General features: G+C 59.7%; 21 protein-coding genes. 2 read left to right on the forward strand and 19 right to left on the reverse strand.

Features of this window, described 5'->3' with window-relative positions:
* Positions 1-8: 8 nt before the first annotated feature.
* The 17 genes from nudC to DARO_RS05660 all read right to left on the reverse strand — a co-directional run bounded on the left by nudC (position 9) and on the right by DARO_RS05660 (position 16,865).
* Entirely contained in the window at positions 9-794 is a 786-nt protein-coding gene (gene nudC / locus DARO_RS05580) for an NAD(+) diphosphatase (protein ID WP_011286839.1), read from the reverse strand.
* A gap of 11 nt (positions 795-805) precedes the next feature.
* On the reverse strand, positions 806-1,216 hold the full coding sequence (locus tag DARO_RS05585; protein ID WP_011286840.1) for a phage holin family protein: 411 nt from the start codon (positions 1,214-1,216) through the stop codon (positions 806-808).
* A gap of 52 nt (positions 1,217-1,268) precedes the next feature.
* Positions 1,269-1,913, reverse strand: coding sequence for an SOS response-associated peptidase family protein (locus DARO_RS21575; protein WP_011286841.1), 645 nt, complete (start codon positions 1,911-1,913; stop codon positions 1,269-1,271).
* Between the two features lie 88 nt (positions 1,914-2,001).
* Entirely contained in the window at positions 2,002-3,213 is a 1,212-nt protein-coding gene (locus DARO_RS05595) for an MFS transporter (RefSeq protein ID WP_011286842.1), read from the reverse strand.
* Positions 3,214-3,484: 271 nt separating this feature from the next.
* Complete coding sequence (locus tag DARO_RS05600) at positions 3,485-3,949, reverse strand: PaaI family thioesterase (protein WP_011286843.1); 465 nt, start codon at positions 3,947-3,949, stop codon at positions 3,485-3,487.
* Positions 3,950-4,268: 319 nt separating this feature from the next.
* Complete coding sequence (gene kdpE / locus DARO_RS05605) at positions 4,269-4,961, reverse strand: two-component system response regulator KdpE (RefSeq protein WP_011286844.1); 693 nt, start codon at positions 4,959-4,961, stop codon at positions 4,269-4,271.
* On the reverse strand, positions 4,962-7,670 hold the full coding sequence (kdpD, locus tag DARO_RS05610; RefSeq protein WP_011286845.1) for a two-component system sensor histidine kinase KdpD: 2,709 nt from the start codon (positions 7,668-7,670) through the stop codon (positions 4,962-4,964). It abuts the gene before it with no gap.
* A 10-nt stretch (positions 7,671-7,680) separates the two neighbouring features.
* Positions 7,681-8,646: a magnesium/cobalt transporter CorA gene (gene corA / locus DARO_RS05615; RefSeq protein WP_011286846.1), complete on the reverse strand. Its 966-nt coding sequence runs from the start codon at positions 8,644-8,646 to the stop codon at positions 7,681-7,683.
* 203 nt (positions 8,647-8,849) lie between these two features.
* Positions 8,850-9,149: a hypothetical protein gene (locus DARO_RS05620; protein ID WP_157037143.1), complete on the reverse strand. Its 300-nt coding sequence runs from the start codon at positions 9,147-9,149 to the stop codon at positions 8,850-8,852.
* 207 nt (positions 9,150-9,356) lie between these two features.
* Entirely contained in the window at positions 9,357-9,818 is a 462-nt protein-coding gene (locus DARO_RS05625; RefSeq protein ID WP_041224233.1) for a PTS sugar transporter subunit IIA, read from the reverse strand.
* 115 nt (positions 9,819-9,933) lie between these two features.
* Positions 9,934-10,752, reverse strand: a complete 819-nt coding sequence (locus DARO_RS05630; RefSeq protein ID WP_011286849.1) for a TorF family putative porin — start codon at positions 10,750-10,752, stop codon at positions 9,934-9,936.
* A 17-nt stretch (positions 10,753-10,769) separates the two neighbouring features.
* On the reverse strand, positions 10,770-11,345 hold the full coding sequence (kdpC, locus tag DARO_RS05635; protein ID WP_011286850.1) for a potassium-transporting ATPase subunit KdpC: 576 nt from the start codon (positions 11,343-11,345) through the stop codon (positions 10,770-10,772).
* An 11-nt stretch (positions 11,346-11,356) separates the two neighbouring features.
* Positions 11,357-13,423 carry a potassium-transporting ATPase subunit KdpB gene (gene kdpB / locus DARO_RS05640; RefSeq protein WP_011286851.1) on the reverse strand — a complete coding sequence of 689 codons (2,067 nt, stop codon included), beginning with the start codon at positions 13,421-13,423 and terminating at the stop codon, positions 11,357-11,359.
* A gap of 18 nt (positions 13,424-13,441) precedes the next feature.
* On the reverse strand, positions 13,442-15,220 hold the full coding sequence (gene kdpA, locus DARO_RS05645; RefSeq protein ID WP_011286852.1) for a potassium-transporting ATPase subunit KdpA: 1,779 nt from the start codon (positions 15,218-15,220) through the stop codon (positions 13,442-13,444).
* Positions 15,217-15,309, reverse strand: a complete 93-nt coding sequence (kdpF, locus tag DARO_RS22735; RefSeq protein ID WP_041224234.1) for a K(+)-transporting ATPase subunit F — start codon at positions 15,307-15,309, stop codon at positions 15,217-15,219. The genes kdpA and kdpF overlap by 4 nt, the downstream gene beginning before the upstream one ends.
* A 523-nt stretch (positions 15,310-15,832) precedes the next feature.
* Positions 15,833-16,129, reverse strand: a complete 297-nt coding sequence (cowN, locus tag DARO_RS05655) for a N(2)-fixation sustaining protein CowN (RefSeq protein WP_011286853.1) — start codon at positions 16,127-16,129, stop codon at positions 15,833-15,835.
* A 79-nt stretch (positions 16,130-16,208) separates the two neighbouring features.
* Positions 16,209-16,865, reverse strand: coding sequence for a Crp/Fnr family transcriptional regulator (locus tag DARO_RS05660; RefSeq protein ID WP_011286854.1), 657 nt, complete (start codon positions 16,863-16,865; stop codon positions 16,209-16,211).
* A 213-nt stretch (positions 16,866-17,078) separates the two neighbouring features.
* On the opposite strand from DARO_RS05660, the gene DARO_RS05665 reads away from it, so the two are divergent.
* A complete protein-coding gene (locus DARO_RS05665) occupies positions 17,079-17,561 on the forward strand; it encodes a glutathione peroxidase (protein ID WP_011286855.1) in 483 nt (160 codons plus the stop codon).
* Between the two features lie 54 nt (positions 17,562-17,615).
* Positions 17,616-17,846 (forward strand): DUF2789 domain-containing protein, encoded by a 231-nt coding sequence (locus DARO_RS05670; RefSeq protein ID WP_011286856.1) that lies wholly within the window; start codon positions 17,616-17,618, stop codon positions 17,844-17,846.
* 36 nt (positions 17,847-17,882) lie between these two features.
* Here DARO_RS05670 and DARO_RS05675 read toward each other — a convergent pair whose 3' ends face one another.
* Positions 17,883-18,263 (reverse strand): hypothetical protein, encoded by a 381-nt coding sequence (locus tag DARO_RS05675; protein WP_011286857.1) that lies wholly within the window; start codon positions 18,261-18,263, stop codon positions 17,883-17,885.
* Between the two features lie 256 nt (positions 18,264-18,519).
* A complete protein-coding gene (locus DARO_RS05680) occupies positions 18,520-18,828 on the reverse strand; it encodes a hotdog family protein (RefSeq protein ID WP_497463031.1) in 309 nt (102 codons plus the stop codon).
* Positions 18,829-18,918: the final 90 nt, after the last annotated feature.

Below are 18,918 nucleotides of genomic sequence, written 5' to 3' on the forward strand. Positions count from 1 at the left end.
TTTCCTGCTTAGTTATTAGCGTTATCGGTCTGTTTTCGGGCTGTATCGATCAATCGTCGCGAGATGCTGATCGGCTCCGGCAGAAGGGGCAGGGCATCGAGCGGGAACCAGTCGGCGGCCTCGATCTCGTTCGGATCCGGCGTGATCGTGCCGCCGGCGTAGTCGGCGAAGAAGGCGACCATCAGCGAGTTGGGGAAAGGCCAGGGCTGGCTGTGGAAATAGCGGAGGTTGGCGATCTCGATGCCGACTTCCTCACGAACCTCGCGGGCGGCGCATTCCTCCAGCGTTTCGCCGGGTTCGACAAAACCGGCCAGGGCGCTGAAGACGCCCGGCTTGAAGTGCGGGCTACGGCCGAGCAGCAGTTTGTCGCCATCGCGCACCAGCACCATCACCGCCGGGGAGATGCGTGGATAGGCCAGTAGTCCGCAGGCCGGGCATTGCATGGCCTGCTCGCCGGTTTTCATGGCTGTTGGCGTCCCGCATTTGCCGCAGAAACGGTGGTTGTTCTGCCAGTCCAGCAATTGCGTGGCGCGACCGGCCAGCGCGAAGGTTTCGGCTCCGGCCAGCTGGAAGATGGTGCGCAACGGCGTTGGCTCGCTGCCGGGGATGGCCGGCAGATGCTCGACATCGGCGGCATAGCATGGGCATCCGTTGAGTTGTCCGACAGGAAGTGCGTTGGCCGGATGCTTGAAATCGGCTGGCAGGGCAGACGGGAAAATCGCCTCCGCCCCATGGCCGGTGATCGTCAGCAGGCGATGTTCGGAGCGCAGAATCCAGTAACTGGTTTGAGTCATGCTGAGGTCACTTAAATGGAGATTGTCTGTGCCGAGCCATGCTCGGGCAGGCGGTAAATCGTCATTTCGGCGTTCGGTGCCAGCGTGCCGAGCGCCATGCCCAGGATGGAAATGAACATGCTGGCAAAGAAGGCTGTCCAGAAGCCGGAGATGGTGAAGCCATTGACCACTTTGGCGACCAGCAACAGCATCAGCGCGTTGATGACCAGCAGGAAAAAGCCGAGTGTGATCAGTGTCAGCGGCAGGGTCAGAAAGACCACCAGCGGGCGGAGAACGGCATTGGCAAAGCCGAGGAGCAGGGCAGAGACAATCAGCGACGATTTACTGGAAAAGCGGATGCCCTTGAAGACCAGGCTGGCGCCCCACAGGGATAGGGCGGTGATGCCCCACTGAATGAAAAAACCTGCCAGGTTGTCGAACATGTCCTTACTTTCGTTGCGATTAGCGCTGCCGGATCGGCAGTCAGCGAGCAGTTTAAGCGAAGGCGAGCGACAACTGCGGAGAAGGCGCTTCTTCGACGACTGCCTCCATCATCAACGGCGGTGGCGCAGGGTTGTGCAGAAGCATTTCGAAGGCTTCGTCCGGAAACTCGGCATGGTCTTCCAGCCAGAACTGGCATTCCTCTCGCTCCAGAATGAGCGGCATGCGCGCTTGAATGCCGCCGAGCATTTCATCGGCAGCGGTGGTCAGGATGGCACAGGTCGTTCCGGCCAGCGGGTGATGGTCAAAAATACCGGCGAACATCAGCGTTTTTCCCTTGGCGTGACTGATCCGCATTTTCTGCCAGCGGCCAGCCAGCGACTGCCATTCATGGAAGGCTGTGGCCGGTATCAGGCAACGGTTTCGCTTCAGGATCTTGCTGTAAAACGGTTTGGTGACCAGGCCTTCGCTCGGCATGGTGAGCGGTGGGCTGCGCGGTTCCCGGTCGAGAAAACTCCCGACCAGTCCCCAGCGGGCCTTGTTGCCCAGATAGCCGATGGCGCCGGCGGTGATCATCAGCACCGGCTCGGCGGGCTGCATTTCGACGCTGTGGGGCATGTCAGGCAGGCCGAGGTGAAGCGGCGGGAATTGCCTGTTCAGCGCTCTGGCCTTGGCCCTGAGTTCGTAGCTTCCGCACATGGCGGCGTCTCCGGTGATACGATATACAGTAGTTTATACAGTATTTTCCGGGTAAACAAGGCGGCTTCCGGATTTCGGACTGCCGTGCCTAGGCATGCCGCCCGTGCATAACGATGCGGGAGGCAAACCATACCGCCAGCAGATTGGCCGCGACTGCCACATAGCCGACCAAGGGGTAGTCGACGATGCGGCCGCTGGCATCGAGCGAGGTGACAAACCCGGCCAGCGTGGTGGCCAGGCCCATGGCCAGCGATTGCACGGTGCCGTTCAGCGACATGAAAGTGCCGCGCAGCTTGGGCTGGGCAGCTGAAGAGATGATCGCCATGGCCGGGATCATCCGCCCCGAGGTCAGCACGAAAAAGCTGGTGGTACAGATCAGCCAGATCCATAGCGGCAGTACCCCGACATGCGTGACGGCCAGCAAGGGCAGCATGGCGAGCAGCGCTACCCGGCGGTAAACCTCGATCTTGCCGTGCTTGTCGGCCCAATGCCCGATCAGCCGGGCGCTGATGAAGGTGGCAGAACCGCCGACCAGATACACGATGGGAATGTCCTGCTGGGCGATGCCGACGTTATTGACTGCATAGACGGTGATGTAGGGAATGACCGTAAAGCCCGAAAAAATGATCAGCGCCGAAAACAGCAGGGCGCGCAGATGGTTGCTGTCACCCAGCACGCTGAAGGTGGCCGAGAACAGATGGGCGCGCTTCTCGTCGCTCAGGTGGTGCCGCAACTCCGGCAGGAAGCGCAGGCCGATGGCCAGAAAGCCCACGCTCAGCGTAGCGATGAACATGAACGGCGCCCGCCAGCCGAGATGGTTGGCCAGCCACAGCGACAAAGGCACACCGGCAATCGTCGACACCGAAAAGGCGCTGGAAACTATGCCGCTTGCCTTGGCTCGCCGGGAAAAAGGAATGGCATCGCCGATCATCGTATGCACCAGTGCACCCATGATGCCGCCAAAGATCCCGGCCAGACCGCGCGCCAGCATCAGCATCGAATAACTCGGCGCCAGGCCGCAAGCCAGCGTCGCCAGCGCAAACAGGGTGAAGCTGGCCAGCAGCATCCGCTTGCGCTCGAACAGGTCGACAAAGGTCGCCGCCAGTATCCCGGAAACCGCCGCACTGAAACTGTAGGAGGCCACCAGCAGCCCGAACTCGTGCGTGCCGATGCCAAAGGCCGCCATCAGGACCGGCCCGAGCGGCATCATGATCATGAAGTCCAGCACGTGGCTGAACTGGATGCCGGCCAGCGTCAGCAGGAAGAAACGTTCGGCACGGGGAGAAAGCGTGGTGGTCATGGGGCGGCAAAGTCTGGCGTGGGCGCCAAGGATACGCTGCCCGGGACGGCAGTTGATAGCTTCGACCGCGTGGCGCTGAATAATTCAAGGAAAGCGCAGTTGACCAGCAGCTCAACCCCTCCACACCCTTCCCGCTTAACGGGGCGAGGTTGGGGTTTCGTGAAGCAAGGTTTTACGCCAGCGCAGCCGGCGGGCTATGCAAAGCCCGCCGTGGGAGCCGGGAGGAGGGGGCGGGCGTATCCAGTCAGCGCCAAGTTAAAAGCTGCCAGGATCAGCTTGCCACGAAGGTATCCGGCATTTGCAGGGCGATCACTTCGCCGCGTGCCGTGGCAACGCCATCCGCGTATACCGTGGCTTCGACCACGACCTTGCGACCCTTGATTTCCTTTACCTTGCCGCGTATCTCGAGCACTGGCCCAAGCGGCGTCGGCTTCAGGTAACTGACCTGCAGCGAGCCGGTGACGAAGCGAAAGGCCGGCAGGCTGTCCATGCTGCGGTTTTCGGCCTTGTACATTGCGGCAGCGGCCGTCCCCGTTCCATGGCAGTCGATCAGCGAAGCGAGCAGGCCACCATAGACAAAGCCGGGAATCGCCGTGTGCTCGGGGCGTGGCTGGAAATGCGTGACGGTTTCGTCGCCTTCCCAGTAGGTCTTGATCTGATGCCCCTGCGCATTATTGCGGCCGCAGCCGTAGCAATGCGCCAGATTTTCCGGGTAGTAATCCTGAAACGCCTGCATGCTGTTTCCTTCTATTGGCAAAACGGCATCGTAGGCTGGCCGTTGAACGGCGGCTACTGTTCAGCCAGACAGAGTGCATGCAAATTCAGCCATTGGGGCCTCAGGCCATTCGTCGGCATTCAATTCGGGTATCCGGAACCTGCTATTCAAGAGGTACGGTAGGCGCTGTTCTGCACATTTTCTGAAAGTCGGGAGGCCGCCTTCGGCCCAGAGGCGGTCATTCAGGCAGGTCAAAACCAAGAAATCCAAACGGCAGCTAAGTGATCAGAATGCAGACTTTCGCTTCCAAGCTGAATCGTCGATTGTCGGGTCAATATCGCTAGCTCACAAACCGGTAACCAACACCAGATTCCGTCAGTATGAACTTGGGGCGCGTAGGATCATCCTCGATTTTTTTCCGGACATGTCCCATGTAAACCCGAACGTAGTGGCTGTCCTCAATATGGGATGGCCCCCAGACCGCCTTCAATAGCTGACGATGGGTCAGGACGGAATCCGGATTGGCGATCAGGTAGGCGAGCAGGCGGAACTCGATCGGTGTCAGGTGTATCTGCTGTCCATCCTTTTCAACGATACGTTTGCCGAGGTCGACGCGAACATTGCCGAACTCAAAGACCGTCATACCTGTCGTTCCGGCCCGGAAACGCCGCCTCAGATGGGCCCGGACGCGAGCCAGCAGTTCAGCTGCACCGAACGGCTTGATCAAGTAATCATCGGCGCCGGCATCAAGTGCGGCCACCTTGTCGCCTTCGGCCGTGCGTGCTGAAAGAACGATGATGGGGATGTCCGACCAGGTCCGCACGTCGCGGATCAGGTCGATGCCGTCGCCATCCGGCAGGCCGAGATCGAGCACCACCAGATCGGGGTGGCGGGTGCCAACCTCGATCAGGCCGCGAGCCACTGAATCGGCCTCGAATACCTCCAGTTGCTCCGCTTCCAGAGCCAGTTTGATGAAGCGACGTATCTTGGCTTCGTCCTCAACGACGATCACGATTGGTGTAGTGGTAGTCATTTAATGAGCCTCCTCGTCTGCTGGCATTTCCTCAGCATCAAGCGATGGCGGATTGCCCCTTGGCAGGGTGAACATGAAACGCGCACCACCTTGCGGCCGATTCACAGCATAAATTTCTCCACCATGCGCTTCGACAATAGCCCGGCAAATGGCCAGTCCCAAACCGACGCCCCGGGTGGCACTTTCCGGCTGCCCCCGTTCAAATTTCTTGAAAATAATTTCCTCTTTCCCTTCGGGCAATCCGGGGCCGTTATCTTCAACCCAGACCTCAATCATCCTTTCTGTGACGTTGGCACCGATTTCGACCAAGCTGCCCGGCGGCGTGTATTTGACTGTGTTTTCCAGCAAGTTGTAGATAACTCGCTCCATCAGCACGGAGTCAATGTTGACCAGTGGCAGGTTTTCATCGAGCGAGACGCTGATCTGATGCTCAGCAAAGGCCCGCTCCAGTGTTTTCAGGGCGCTGACAACCACTTCCTCCAACGGCTGCCATTGCCGGTTCAACTCCACCCGGCCTGACTGTAGCTTGGCCATGTCGAGCAGGTTGTTGACCTGGCTACTGACGCGCAGCGCCTCTTCCTTCAGGGAGTGGGCAATTTCGGCCTGCGGTCCGGTCGGTGGCGGCTGGGTCAGGAACATCGAATCGGCCAGCCCAACCAAGACACTCATCGGGGTCCGCAGATCATGGGAAATGGCCGAGAGCACGGAGTTGCGCAGACGCTCCGATTCCATTTGCACGGTCGTGTTCTGGGCGACCTCAACGTAATGCACCCGTTCCAGTGCGATGGCAATTAGAGAGGCAAAGGTGTCGAGCAAGCGCCGCTGCTCCGGGATGAGCAGGCGGTCCGTATCGCGCATTTCCAGCGCTAACACCCCGCGCTGGCGCATTGGCGCCTTCAATGGCAAATACAGAATTGGGCTGGCCGCCAGCGTATTGGTCCCTTGGCCTGCTGCTTCGGCGTGATCAAAAGCCCACTGGGCAATACCCATGTCGACAGCCGGCAGGCCATTGGCCGAGGGAAGAGCCGGCTGCAAGCGGTCGTTGTCGTCGGTTAGCAGGAAAGCGGCCTTGGCCCCCAGTTCAGCAACGATGAAGCGTTCGCCGATTTCAGTGATCTGGTCGGGCATCAGCGCCGCTGAAAGGTCGCGCGACATTTCATAGAGCGAGCGGACGCGCTGTTCCCGGCGCGTCGCCACCTTGGCCTGGTATTTGGAGCCGGCGGTTAACTGGCCGGTGATCAGGCCAACCGCGAGCATGACGGCGAAAGTCATCAGGTATTGCACATCACTGACCGCAAAGGAAAAGCGCGGTGGGACATAGAAAAAATCAAAAATCGCAACGGAAAGGAAGGATGCCAACACGCCTGGGCCGCGGCCGTAGCGCACGCTGACCAGCACCACCGCGAGCAGAAAGACCATGACGATGTTGGGCAGGTCGACAATCGGGAACAGCGCGGCAGCTGCAACCCCAGCCAGCGCGCAACCTGCGGCTGCTTTCGCGTAAGCCGGCCACTGGTCGAAAATGCTGTCGCCAATGCTCTCCCGGGCTGCTTGCCCGGGTTCCCGGTCGATATCGGCGCGCGCCACCTGGAGTACATCGAGGTCGGGCGCTCGCTGGCCAAGGCGGTCGGCGAAGGATCGGTACCAGGGACGCCAGGGGCGCGGGTGATCCCGGCCGACGAAAATTTTCGACAGGTTGTGATCGCGGGCATATTTGACTGCGACCCCTTCAGCATCGTTGCCCGATAGCGTAGCCGTCTGGGCACCCAGTTCCTCGGCCAGCTTGAGATTGCGCAGGATCCGATGGCGACTGTTCTCGGACAGCCGCTGCAACGCCGGGGTTTCGATGTAAATGGCGTGCCAAGGGGCTTCCAGCCGGTTGGCAACACGGGCCGTGGTGCGGACGATCTTTTCCCCTCCCGCGCCAGTTCCGATGCAGGCGAGCAGGGAATCCCGGGTTTGCCAGACCGGCGACACGAGCTGATCGCGCCGGTATTGCAGCATCTGGTCATCGACCCGGTCGGCCGTGCGGCGCAACGCCAGTTCGCGTAAGGCAATCAGGTTGCCCTTACGGAAAAAGTTGCGAATCGCCCGTTCTGCCTGATTGGGCAGATAGACCTTGCCGGCCTGCAAGCGTTGCAGGAGTTCATCGGGTGGCAGGTCGACCAGGACAATCTCATCGGCGGCATCGAACACCTTGTCCGGCACCGTTTCCCAAACGCGGATGCCGGTAATGCCGCTGACCACGTCGTTCAGGCTTTCCAGATGCTGGACATTGACGGTCGAATAGACATCGATGCCGGCCGCCAGCAATTCTTCGATATCCTGCCAGCGCTTGGCATGACGCGAACCGGCGACGTTGGAATGGGCCAGTTCGTCCATCAGGATCAGTTGCGGCTTGCGGGCCAGGGCGCCGTCCAGATCAAATTCCTTGAGTAGGCGGTCGCGGTAGGGAATATCCCTTAATGGCAGGTATTCCAGGCCGTCAGCCATGACTTCCGTTTCCATCCGGCCATGGGTCTCGACGATGCCGATGACGACATCCACCCCGGCCAGCAATTGCTGCCGCGCTGCGCCCAGCATGGCGTAGGTCTTGCCGACCCCGGCTGAGGCGCCGAAAAATATCTTCAGCTTGCCGCGTTTGGACCTGGCTTCTTCCGCATTCACGCGGTTGAGCAGTTGATCGGGGTCGGGTCTTTGATCAGCCATCAATCCATCCTTATAGCCAGCCGACGCGTCTGAAGTGGACATATAGCGCAACACAGGCCGCGCTGATGGTCAGAAGCGCCATCGGGTAACCGTACTCCCATTGCAGTTCGGGCATTGCCTTGAAGTTCATTCCCCAGATGCCGGCAAAAGCGGTGGCGATGGCAAAAATACCAGCCCATGCCGCCAGCTTCTTGTTCACTTCGCTTTCTTCAATGGTCACCATGGACAGGTTGACCTGAATGGCGGTACCAATGGTGTCCCTGATCGTATCCAGCGAGGCGTTGATCCGCGCGAGGTGATCATAGACATCGCGAAAGTAATCCCGGCTGTTGGCACAGACTGCCGGCCCACGGCCACCTGAAAGCTTGCCAGTGGCCTCCATCATTGGCGCGACGGCATGCTTGAGCAAAGTAATCTTGCGCTTCAGGTCGTAAAGCCGCTCGATATTGCTGCGGGCGGCGCCCTTGGTAAAGATCTGCTCCTCGATTTCTTCGAGTTCCGACTCCAGCCGGTCCATGATCGGAAAGTAGCGATCGACGACTGCATCCATCAGGGCATAGAGGACGAAGCCCGCCCCGTGACTGAGCAGGTGCGGCTCCCGCTCGCAGCGTTCGCGCACCCCGAGAAAATGCTGCTGGCTATGGTTTCTGACCGACAGAATGTAGTTCTGACCGACGAAGACATTGACCTCCCCGATATTGAACTCGCCCTTGTCATCTTCGAGTAGGTGCATGACGGCGAATACCGAATCACCATACTCCTCGATCTTCGGTCGCTGGTGACCATGGCGAGCATCCTCCACGGCCAGTTCGTGCAGCGAGAACTCTTCCTTCATCTTGTCGAGCTCTTGCAGTGTTGCATCGCGTAGGGCTACCCAGACGAAGCAATCCGGTTTGGCCAGATAGTCGCTGATTTCCTCAACTGCCAAGTCGGCCAGGCGCGAGCCGTTCTCATAGGCAACACAATTGATCAGCATTCAATATCCCCCTGCGTTTCGACAACCCTATCCTGCACGCTTTTAGCCATTTCAGCGAGCACGCGCGCCCGAATCAACCCCGGGAAGACCGACTTGCAGTGCGGGGAACAGGTCAATTGCCGACCATAGGCCAGACGGTTGAGTACCGGGTGAACCTCATGTCGATCACCACATACCGGACATGTGTGTAGTGCCATGACAGGTTATGCAGCATGTTCGGCATAACGGGCCAGGGCTACCGCCTGATCGGCGATAGCGCTAGAAACGATGAAGGTTTCCCGACCGCGAACATTGCCCAGACTCAGCGCCAGACTCAAGGCCGCGACACCTGCCACGGCCATCCGCACCGGATTTGCGTAACAGGACAGAAAGGCCCTGATGCCTTCAATCCCCATTCCCGTTGCCGGAAATTTCGTTACCACGGCAGCTTTGCCGGGTTCCAGTGCGGCGATTTCCAGCGAGTCATTGGTCGAGGCGATGCCGATGCATAAATCTGAGCTCATGGTGTCCTTCACTTTCGATTGATATACAGCCAGGCCAGCCCAAGGGGAATGAGGATGACGGCAACGGCCAGCAGAAAATTCACGGCATCCATATTCTTTCGGTTCAACAGGTCTGGTACATCACGAATACTAGGAAAAACGATTTCAAGATTCTGAAAAATATTGGTGCTTCGCTATAAAAAGAACATATAAATTGAGCTTGTCGAGTCAGGACAGGTGCGGCCAGCTGGCGAACAGTTGAAGTACTGCCAATGCGTCTTCACACAAGTGCAGGCGCTCGCGAAAGCGGGCATTGGAAAACATCCGCGTTGCATCGGCCAGAATGTTGAGGTGTTCTTCCATCGCCTGTTTCGGCACGAGCAGGACAAGGATGTCGGACACCGGTTTGTCATCCGGGGCGGCAAAAGGAATCGGTGATGCCAGGCGGAAATAGGCGATCTGAATGCGATCGAGATACTTGATTCGGGCATGCGGAATGGCTACTCCCTCGCCCAGGCCGGTTGAGCCGACTTCTTCCCGCCGGGAGAGGCTGAGGATGACCCAATCTTTCGGCATGCCATGTCTCGCCTGCATGTGCCGGCCGATTTCTTCAATAAGCTGGGTTTTGGTCGCAACGTCGAGATTGAGAAGAATGTCTTCTGCCCGGAGTAGATCGGCGATGGTATTCAATTGATATTCCTCGATTGGGTGATGTACCCGCCATCGCTCGATCCACTGGCGGTAAAAGGGAGCGGAACGGCCCGCTCCCCATCGCACTGTTTTAAGCGCTGGCATCTGCCTTGACTTAGAAACTCTTGGTTACGGAGAGAACGGCGGTGCCACGACCGGCATCTCTGGTTTTCGTACCCGTCTGAACTCCTGCGGGGCTCAGGTCGCTGGAGAAGCAATAGAACTCAGCGGCAGCACAGTCGCCCTTGGCATCGGTGCCGATATAGGCAAGACCGACAACCCAGCCGCTCAGATCCTTGGTCACGCCGATCTTCCAGTCGGTGTAAGAACCGTTGCTGATCTTGGCAAAGTCGAGGTGGCCAACATGGCCGTTGATGCCCCAGCCCCCGCCCAGATCGTAGTTGGCGCTGAGGTCGATGTAGCTGGAACCCTTGGTGTCACCACCGGTGCTGGTCTTGGCGCCGAAGTAATCGGTCACCGCGTAGGAGTACTTCAGGGTGACGAACTTCCAACTGGCGCCGACGTAGAACTCGCCGTTCTTGACAGTCTTGTTCAGGTAGGTGGAGCCCGGGTAGTAGTAATACAGACCGCCGACGTCAATGCCGAAATCGCCGATGGCTTGCTTGTAACCACCGTAGAAGTCCATTTCCAGATTGCCTTCCGGGTAGCCGGCACCGGAATTGACGTTGGAGTTCCAGTTGCCGACATAGACACCGCTGGAGTGGGCGTAGTCAAAACCACCTTGCAGGGCCGGCTTGCCGAAAGTCTGATCGATACCACGGAAGCGGTAGCTGGAGAACAGGCCAAGGTTGCCGGTCAGGGCGGGAACTTCAGCAGCGGATGCAGCGGCTTCTTCTGCAAAAGCCGGAGCGGAAAAGGCGGCACCCAGGGCGGCGGCACCAACAGCCAGGATGGACACGGAGATTTTTTTCATAAGAGTCTTTCTATGGTTTATTTGCTAACGGAATCAAGCGCAATGTTGAGTTGCAGCACATTGACCCGGGGTTCGCCGAAGACACCCCATTGGCGACCTTCGGTGTGCTGACTGACCAGTGCCTTGACGTCGGCCGGCAGCAGATGGCGCTGGCCGGCGACGCGAGTCACCTGATAGGCCGCTGCTTCCGGGCTGATGTGTGGATCGAGACCGCTCGCCGAGGCATTGACCAGATCAGCAGGGATCGGCAGTTTGTTGTCGGGGTCGGCCGCCTTCAAAGCCTCAATCCTCACTTTGACAGCATCAACCAAGGCCGGATTGAGCGGCCCTTGGTTGGAGCCGCTGGAAGACGATGCGTTGTATGGCATCGGGCTGGTGGCTGACGGTCGGCCCCAGAAATACTTGGGGTCGCTGAAATTCTGCCCGATCAGACTGGAGCCAACAGTCTTGCCATCCTTGACGATCAAGCTACCGTCAGCCGCCTCCGGAAAGGTAACCTTGGCGATGCCGGTGACAGCCAGCGGATAAACTACGCCGGTGACGGCGGTGAGCAGGACGAAGAGGCTGACAGCGGGACGTAATAGGGTTTTCATGAGTTTTCTCCTCAGGCCAGGCCGACGGCGGCAATCGCCAAGTCGATCAGCTTGATGCCGATAAAGGGAACGATGACGCCACCCAGGCCGTAGATCGCCAGGTTCTGGCGGAGCAGCGTCGCGGCACCGAGCGGGCGGTACTTGACGCCCTTCAGCGCCAGCGGGATCAGGAAGACGATGATCAGGGCATTGAAGATCACTGCCGACAGAATGGCCGAGGCCGGGCTGGCTAGCCCCATGACGTTGAGCGCGGCGAGTTGCGGGTAGGTCGTCACGAAGGCGGCTGGGATGATCGCGAAGTATTTGGCGATGTCATTGGCAATACTGAATGTGGTCAGTGAGCCGCGCGTCATCAGCATCTGCTTGCCGGTTTCGACCACCTCGATCAGCTTGGTCGGGTTGGAATCCAGGTCGACCATGTTGCCGGCCTCCTTGGCGGCTTGCGTACCGGTATTCATGGCCACTGCGACATCGGCCTGGGCCAGCGCCGGAGCGTCGTTGGTACCATCGCCGGTCATGGCGACCAGCCGGCCCTCGGCCTGGTACTTGCGAATCAGCGCGAGCTTGGCTTCCGGCGTCGCTTCTGACAGGAAATCGTCGACCCCCGCCTCGGCGGCAATGGCGGCGGCCGTTACGCGGTTGTCGCCGGTCACCATGACGGTCTTGATGCCCATCTTGCGCAGTTCGGCAAAACGCTCCTTGATGCCGCCCTTGACGATGTCCTTGAGCTCGATGACGCCCATGACGCGGGTACCATCGGCAACGACCAGCGGCGTGCTGCCACGGCGGGCGACTTCATCCACATAGCCCGACACCGATGCCGGGAATTTGCCGCCCAGCGCTTCAACGTGTTTCCTGATGGCATCGGCCGCACCCTTGCGCACCTGGCGACCGGCCATATCCACCCCGCTCATGCGGGTATGTGCTGAGAAATGCACGAAGTGGGCATCAAGGGCATGGATGTCGCGCTCGCGCAACTGGAAGCGCTGCTTGGCCAGCACCACGATGCTGCGGCCTTCCGGCGTTTCATCGGCCAGTGAGGCCAGTTGGGCGGCATCGGCCAGTTCGGCTTCGCTGACGCCATCGGCTGGCAGGAAAACCGACGCCTGGCGATTGCCCAGCGTGATCGTGCCGGTCTTGTCCATCAGCAGCACATCGACGTCGCCGGCCGCTTCGACGGCGCGCCCGGAGGTGGCGATCACGTTGGCCTGCATCATGCGGCTCATGCCGGCGACGCCAATGGCCGACAGCAGTCCGGCGATGGTCGTCGGGATCAGGCAGACGAGCAGCGCGATCAGCACGGTGATGCTGATCGGCGTGCCGGCGCCGGCCACTTCGACGCTGAACATCGAGAAGGGCAGCAGGGTGACGATGACACCGAGGAAGACGATGGTCAGCGCGACCAGCAGGATGGTCAGGGCGATTTCGTTCGGCGTCTTCTGACGCTTGGCATTCTCGACCATGGCAATCATGCGGTCGACGAAGGTTTCACCCGGATTGACGGTGACGCGGACGACGATCCAGTCGGACAGCACGCGGGTGCCGCCGGTAACGGCCGAGAAGTCGCCACCGGATTCGCGGATGACCGGGGCCGATTCGCCGGTGATCGCCGATTCGTCCACCGAGGCGACACCTTCGATGACTTCGCCGTCGGCCGGGATGGTTTCCTGAGCCTGGACGACGATGACGTCGCCCTTGCGCAGGTCGGCGGCCGGGGTCATCTGCCATTGAGCGCCGAAACGCGGTTCAGCCAACTTCTTGGCCCAGGTTTCCTTCTTCAGGCCGCGCAGCGACGCGGCTTGCGCCTTGCTGCGCCCCTCGGCCAGCGCTTCGGCAAAATTGGCGAAGAGCACCGTGAACCACAGCCAGATGGTGATGGCCAGGATGAAACCGGCCGGCGCCTCGCCCTGGCCGCCAAGGGCTTGCACCCACAGGATGGTGGTCAGGATGCTGCCGACGTAGACGACGAACATCACCGGATTGCGCCATTGCACGGCCGGATTCAGTTTCCGGAAAGCATCGGCGATCGCCGGCAGGGCCAGCGTCGGATCGAACAGGGTAAAAGTCTTGCGTGTCATGGTTTTCTCCCCAAGCGCTTAGTGAGCGGCCCAGAGCACCAGGTGCTCGATGACGGGGCCAAGGGCCAGCGCCGGGACGTAGTTCAGGAGGCCGACCAGCAGCACGGTGCCGATCAGCAGCGTGACGAACAGCGGGCCATGGGTCGGCAGGGTGCCGGCGCCGACGGCAATGCGCTTCTTGGCGGCCAGCGAACCGGCGATGGCGAGTACCGGCACGATTACGCCGAAGCGGCCGAACCACATGGCGATGCCCAGCATCACGTTGTAGAACGGCGTGTTGGCGGACAGCCCGGCGAAGGCGCTGCCGTTGTTATTGGCGGCCGAGGTGAAGGCATAAAGGATTTCCGAGAAGCCGTGGGCGCCCGGGTTGGCGATACCGGCCTTGCCGTCGGCAAGCATGACCGCGATGGCGGTGCCGACCAGCACCAGCAGCGGTGTGACCAGGATGGCGATGGACACCATCTTCATCTCGAAGGCTTCAATCTTCTTGCCCAGGTATTCCGGCGTCCGGCCGATCATCAGACCGGCGATGAAGACGGCCATGATGGCGAAGACCAGCATGCCATAGAGGCCGGTACCGACGCCGCCGAAGACGACTTCGCCGAGCTGCATGTCGATCAGCGGCACCAGGCCGCCGAGCGGCGTAAACGAATCGTGCATGGCGTTGACTGCGCCACAGGAGGCGAGTGTCGTGATCGTGGCGAACAGGCCGGAATCGCCAATGCCGAAGCGGGTTTCCTTGCCTTCCATGTTGCCGGATGCCGGATCGACGCCCAGCTGGGTCAGCAGCGGATTGGCCTGCTGTTCGAAATGCATCGCCGTATAAGCCAGGGCGACGAACATCAGCGTCATTGCCGCGAGCACCGCCCAGCCCTGGCGCGTATCGCCGACGATACGACCGAAGGTGAAGCACAGCGCGGCGGGGATCAGGAAGATCGACAGCATCTGGATAAAGTTGCTCAGCGGCGTCGGGTTCTCGTAGGGATGCGCCGAGTTGGCGTTCATGAAGCCGCCGCCGTTGGTGCCAAGCATCTTGATCGCTTCCTGCGAAGCAACCGGGCCCATGGCCAGCGTCTGGGTTTGCGTCTGCGCCGGTTCGGTCACGACGGCGCCCTTGTCGTCCTTCAGCGGCTGACCTGCATCATCAAGCTTCGGATTGTCAAAGCTGGTTACTTCCAGCGTCGTCACGTCCTTGTAGGCATTGAAATTCTGGATGACGCCCTGGCCAGTCAGGAAAACCGCATAGATGATCGAAATCGGCAGCAGCACGTGCAGCGTGATGCGGGTCAGGTCGACCCAGGCGTTGCCGAAGGTCTTGGCCGTATGGCGGGCGAAACCGCGGATCAGCGCAATGACGACAACGATGCCGGTGGCGGCCGAGAAGAAATTCTGTACGGCGAGAGCCAGCATCTGCGTCAGATAGCTCATCGTCGCTTCGCCGACGTAGCCTTGCCAGTTGGTATTGGTGGCGAAGCTGATCGCCGTGTTGAAGGCGGAGTCCGGGCTGACCGCCGGGAAAACCTGCGGATTGAGCGGCAGCTCGGCCTGCAAACGTTGCAGGGCATAAACGGCCAAGACACCAAGCACATTGAAAAGCAGGATGGCGCAGGCATACTTCAGCCAGCCCATTTCCTCGTCCGGACGGATGCCGCACAGACGATAGATCGGGCTTTCGATCTTGCCGGCCAGACGGAAGCGACCTTCCATCACGTTAGCGATGTAAGTCCCCAACGGTTTGACGGTCAGTAACAGGACAACAAGAAAAATCCCGAGCAGAATCCAGGCATGATTGCTCATGAGAAGTCCTCCGGATTAATAAGCGCTGCAATCAGATAGACCAGCAGGCCGGCGGCGACAGCGCCGCTGAGAATGAAAAGCCAGGTCATTTGGCACCCCCGAGCCGGGCACAGCCGGCAGCGAGACCAAGCATCAGGGCAAAGAACAGCCCGATACCGGCGAGATAGACGAGATCCATATGTACACCCCATGTTGGTATTGCGACATGGTCATACTAGGAAATGCTCTATTAAAATTTTCGAGAAATATGAGGGGGAAAATATAAAGAAACGGTAAAAATCCGTTTCAAATCCATGTGCTGAGACTTTCGATCCTCGGCCCACTCCTTATGAGCGGCTGCTTCACCGCCCAAACCGCAGTCGCCGCCCTTGCTGGTTGGATTGCCGGTTTAACCGGACAGCAAACAGAGATCAGGCTCCCGAGACCGGCGGCTTTACGATCGTAAAGCCGCCATTGCGCTTGCAAACATCATCAGTCCGTTGTGGGCGCCTTGCAGACCATCCGGTTTCGCTATGGAAGGCACCCGACGACCTTCTCCGCGGCAATGGGCGTTCCACACTACATTCCGGATATCCTTTTATTTGTCGGCGATTTTTCCAGTGGATTCCGGGGTCAGCAGCACTCTTCCTCGATCTGCAGTAACAGGCTCAGCGCGTCGCTGTCGTTCCATTGTTCGAAAAATTCGCGGAACTGGTTGATGTTGGAATGAATCAGGAACAGGTCGTCGGGTTTGGCGGCAGCGCTGCCAGCCCGCTTTTTGGCGAAATATTCCCAGAAGGCAGTGCTACGGCCCGGGATGCTCAGTTGCCGGTCGAGATGTTCCATGAGTCGGCGGGCATTGCCGGTGCAGTCGATGTCCTGAAAGCTGACGTAGCGGTCGGTCTTGCGGCAAGCGCAGTCTTGAGGCATGGCGTTCTCCTGAAAGTTGTCTGGAACAACTTTAGCCGGCACGGCGCGCTGCTGTCCGTCGGCTGGCCGACGTTTTGGCTCAAGGAACGGGAGTGCTGCGTGCCTTCAGGCTATCGAGCGATGGGACGAGCAGGCTGCGTCGGCTTTGGCGCTGCAGCACACCCTCGCGCTCCCACTGGTTGATCAGCGAGGAAACGCTCTGCCGCGTCGTGCCGAGCAGGCTGGCGATGTCCTGCATGCTGAAATCGAGCGGTACCAGCCAGCCGTGTTCCAGCCGATGGCCGCGCCGCTCGGCCAGTTGCCAGAGAAAGCGGGCGAGCCGGGCTGGCACTTCGCGAAAGGCGAGGTCTTCGATGAGGCCGACTGCATTGCTCAGCAGGCGCCCCATGACCCGCATCATGGCTGGCGTTACCGAGGGATCGGTGGCCAGCTTGCGGGCGAATGTCGGCGTGTCGATCAGCCAGATGCTGCTCGGGACAACGGCTTCGACATAGGTCGGCGTGTGGGTCGTGTAGATGTCACTGGCTTCAAGAAAACTCAGGTTGAGTTCCCGGTTGTCGCCGGCCAGATAAACGCGTAAACGCCCGGAATGGACCATCAGCACCTGGTTGTGAGGGGATTCCGGCGTCGAGAGCAGGTAGCCTTTGGGCAACTCGCGCAGCGTGAAACCGGCGAGCAGTGCTTCATGCGCCGTGGCGGCGAGGTCGGGTCTGGCGAGATGGGCGTGAGCGTGCATGGATTGATTCATGCAAGAGCGATGCCCAAGGCCAGATTGTTGATTCCAATGATTTAAATTTTTCTGGTCAGCGCAAATGCCGGTTTTGCGACAGGCCGCGATGGCAAGTCTGACAAAGGGAGGCAACGAATCGTCGAACCAAGCCGGATATCGGCACTCAAAGGCCATATGATTAGTGCAGCCATCTGACTGAAACCGGAGCGATCAAATTTAATGAGCCAAACTCTCTACGACTTCAGCGCCCAGCGCCTGAACGGTGAACCGCAGGACTTCGAAGCTTACCGCGGCAAGGTACTGCTGATTGTGAACACCGCCAGTGAATGCGGCTTCACCCCGCAATATACCGGCCTTGAAGAGCTCTACTGGATGTTCAAGGACCGAGGATTCGTCGTCCTTGGCTTCCCCTGTAACCAGTTTGGCGGACAGGAACCCGGTGACGCCGAGGCCATTGGCCAGTTCTGCCAGACCCGTTTCGATGTCACCTTTCCGCTCTTCGCCAAGGTCGATGTCAACGGCGACAGCGCCCATCCGCTCTACACTTGGCTCAAGCACGAAGCAGCCGGCGTCCTTGGCACCGAGGCCATCAAATGGAATTTCACCAAGTTCCTGATCGACCGTGAGGGTAAGGTCGTCCACCGCTACGCCCCGGCCACCCGGCCGGACGAACTGGTGGAAGCGGTCGAAGCCCAACTGTAAGACGCTGCCAGCATTCATCGAACAGATAACCTCTGCCCGGAAAAGGAGTTCGCCATGCACGCCCAACAGCACACCATGAGCAACCTGTTTGCCCAACTCGGCTTGCCCAGTGAACAGGCTGCTGTTGAGAACTTCATCGCCACCCACCGCCCGCTGGAAAATGGTGTTGCCCTCTATCGGGCGCCCTTCTGGAGCGCTGCGCAAAGAGCGTTTCTCAAGGAGGAAATCATCGAAGATGCGGATTGGTCGGCGGTGATCGATGAACTCAACGGGCGCCTGAGATAGGCCGCCGCGAATCAATCGCCTAGTGCCGGCCGCTGTTTAGTTCGAACTGGTGTCCGGCCCCAGCTTGCCGCCCGAAGCCATCACCCGATTGCTCAGCGCCTGCAGTGTTGCTTGCGCCTCGGCGGCGGCTTCCTGCATTTCATTTTCGGTCAAGGGGCGAACCAGCGCTTCCAGTTCGATGCGCTGAATATTCGGACATTTTCCGACAACGCCCTGCAGGATGCTGTCGACCTTTTTTTCACCCAGGCCGAACAGCACTTTTTCCAGTACGAACAGGCGGACGACGATGATGTCCTCCTCGTTCTGCGCCGTCGCCTGCACCGCCTCGATCTCCTTGCGCAGATAGCCGCGCAATTTGAGCGGCGTCACCTCGGCAGGCACCTGCAGGATGGAAGAGCGGAATTGGCCTTGGATCATGGTTGGGCTGGCGTCAGGAAAGCCGCGATTTTCGCAGAAGGGCGGGCGCTGAGAAAGCTTGCCTTGCGATGAGGTAGTGCTACCGGACGGAGGGTCGGTAGTAATTCCAGTCGTAACGGTCAGTCCTGATTGCTGCCGAACTTGCAGTTTGGGGCTGATGTCGCAGTGATTTCCGATGAACGCTGCTGGGGACAGCCAGAATCAACCGGCATCAGCCCCCGACAGCCCCGCCGCCGCGATGTCAGGGTGTTCGCGATTATTTCGCCACGAAGCTATCCGGTATCTGCAGGGCATCCGCTTCGCCGCGTGCGGTGGCCTCGCCCTCGGCATATACCGTCGCTTCGACCACCACGTTGCGCCCCTTGATTTCCTTTGACCTTGCCGCGAATATCGAGGACTCGGCCAGATAGATTGCCGCTGCCGCCGTCCCGGTACCATGGCAATCTATCAGCGAAGCCAGCAGGCTGCCATAGACAAAACCGGGAATAGCCGTGTGTTCCGGGCGCGGCTGGAAATGGGTGACGGTTTCGTCGCCATCCCAGAAAGATCTTGATCTGATGGCCATGCTCATTATTGCGGCCGTAGCCGTAGCAATGGGCCAGCGCCTCCAGGTAGTAATCCTGAAAAGCCTGCATGCTTTCTTCCTGCGATTTGA

It is taken from the genome of Dechloromonas aromatica RCB (assembly GCF_000012425.1).

What these genes read in the sequence shown, in the direction of transcription:
- nudC (WP_011286839.1), bottom strand. Translation starts at nt 794, where the DNA reads ATGACTCAAACCAGTTACTGGATTCTGCGCTCCGAACATCGCCTGCTG.
- DARO_RS05585 (WP_011286840.1), bottom strand. Translation starts at nt 1,216, where the DNA reads ATGTTCGACAACCTGGCAGGTTTTTTCATTCAGTGGGGCATCACCGCC.
- DARO_RS21575 (WP_011286841.1), bottom strand. Translation starts at nt 1,913, where the DNA reads ATGTGCGGAAGCTACGAACTCAGGGCCAAGGCCAGAGCGCTGAACAGG.
- DARO_RS05595 (WP_011286842.1), bottom strand. Translation starts at nt 3,213, where the DNA reads ATGACCACCACGCTTTCTCCCCGTGCCGAACGTTTCTTCCTGCTGACG.
- DARO_RS05600 (WP_011286843.1), bottom strand. Translation starts at nt 3,949, where the DNA reads ATGCAGGCGTTTCAGGATTACTACCCGGAAAATCTGGCGCATTGCTAC.
- kdpE (WP_011286844.1), bottom strand. Translation starts at nt 4,961, where the DNA reads ATGACTACCACTACACCAATCGTGATCGTCGTTGAGGACGAAGCCAAG.
- kdpD (WP_011286845.1), bottom strand. Translation starts at nt 7,670, where the DNA reads ATGGCTGATCAAAGACCCGACCCCGATCAACTGCTCAACCGCGTGAAT.
- corA (WP_011286846.1), bottom strand. Translation starts at nt 8,646, where the DNA reads ATGCTGATCAATTGTGTTGCCTATGAGAACGGCTCGCGCCTGGCCGAC.
- DARO_RS05620 (WP_157037143.1), bottom strand. Translation starts at nt 9,149, where the DNA reads ATGAGCTCAGATTTATGCATCGGCATCGCCTCGACCAATGACTCGCTG.
- DARO_RS05630 (WP_011286849.1), bottom strand. Translation starts at nt 10,752, where the DNA reads ATGAAAAAAATCTCCGTGTCCATCCTGGCTGTTGGTGCCGCCGCCCTG.
- kdpC (WP_011286850.1), bottom strand. Translation starts at nt 11,345, where the DNA reads ATGAAAACCCTATTACGTCCCGCTGTCAGCCTCTTCGTCCTGCTCACC.
- kdpB (WP_011286851.1), bottom strand. Translation starts at nt 13,423, where the DNA reads ATGACACGCAAGACTTTTACCCTGTTCGATCCGACGCTGGCCCTGCCG.
- kdpA (WP_011286852.1), bottom strand. Translation starts at nt 15,220, where the DNA reads ATGAGCAATCATGCCTGGATTCTGCTCGGGATTTTTCTTGTTGTCCTG.
- kdpF (WP_041224234.1), bottom strand. Translation starts at nt 15,309, where the DNA reads ATGACCTGGCTTTTCATTCTCAGCGGCGCTGTCGCCGCCGGCCTGCTG.
- cowN (WP_011286853.1), bottom strand. Translation starts at nt 16,129, where the DNA reads ATGCCTCAAGACTGCGCTTGCCGCAAGACCGACCGCTACGTCAGCTTT.
- DARO_RS05660 (WP_011286854.1), bottom strand. Translation starts at nt 16,865, where the DNA reads ATGCACGCTCACGCCCATCTCGCCAGACCCGACCTCGCCGCCACGGCG.
- DARO_RS05665 (WP_011286855.1), top strand. Translation starts at nt 17,079, where the DNA reads ATGAGCCAAACTCTCTACGACTTCAGCGCCCAGCGCCTGAACGGTGAA.
- DARO_RS05670 (WP_011286856.1), top strand. Translation starts at nt 17,616, where the DNA reads ATGCACGCCCAACAGCACACCATGAGCAACCTGTTTGCCCAACTCGGC.
- DARO_RS05675 (WP_011286857.1), bottom strand. Translation starts at nt 18,263, where the DNA reads ATGATCCAAGGCCAATTCCGCTCTTCCATCCTGCAGGTGCCTGCCGAG.
- DARO_RS05680 (WP_497463031.1), bottom strand. Translation starts at nt 18,828, where the DNA reads ATGGCCATCAGATCAAGATCTTTCTGGGATGGCGACGAAACCGTCACC.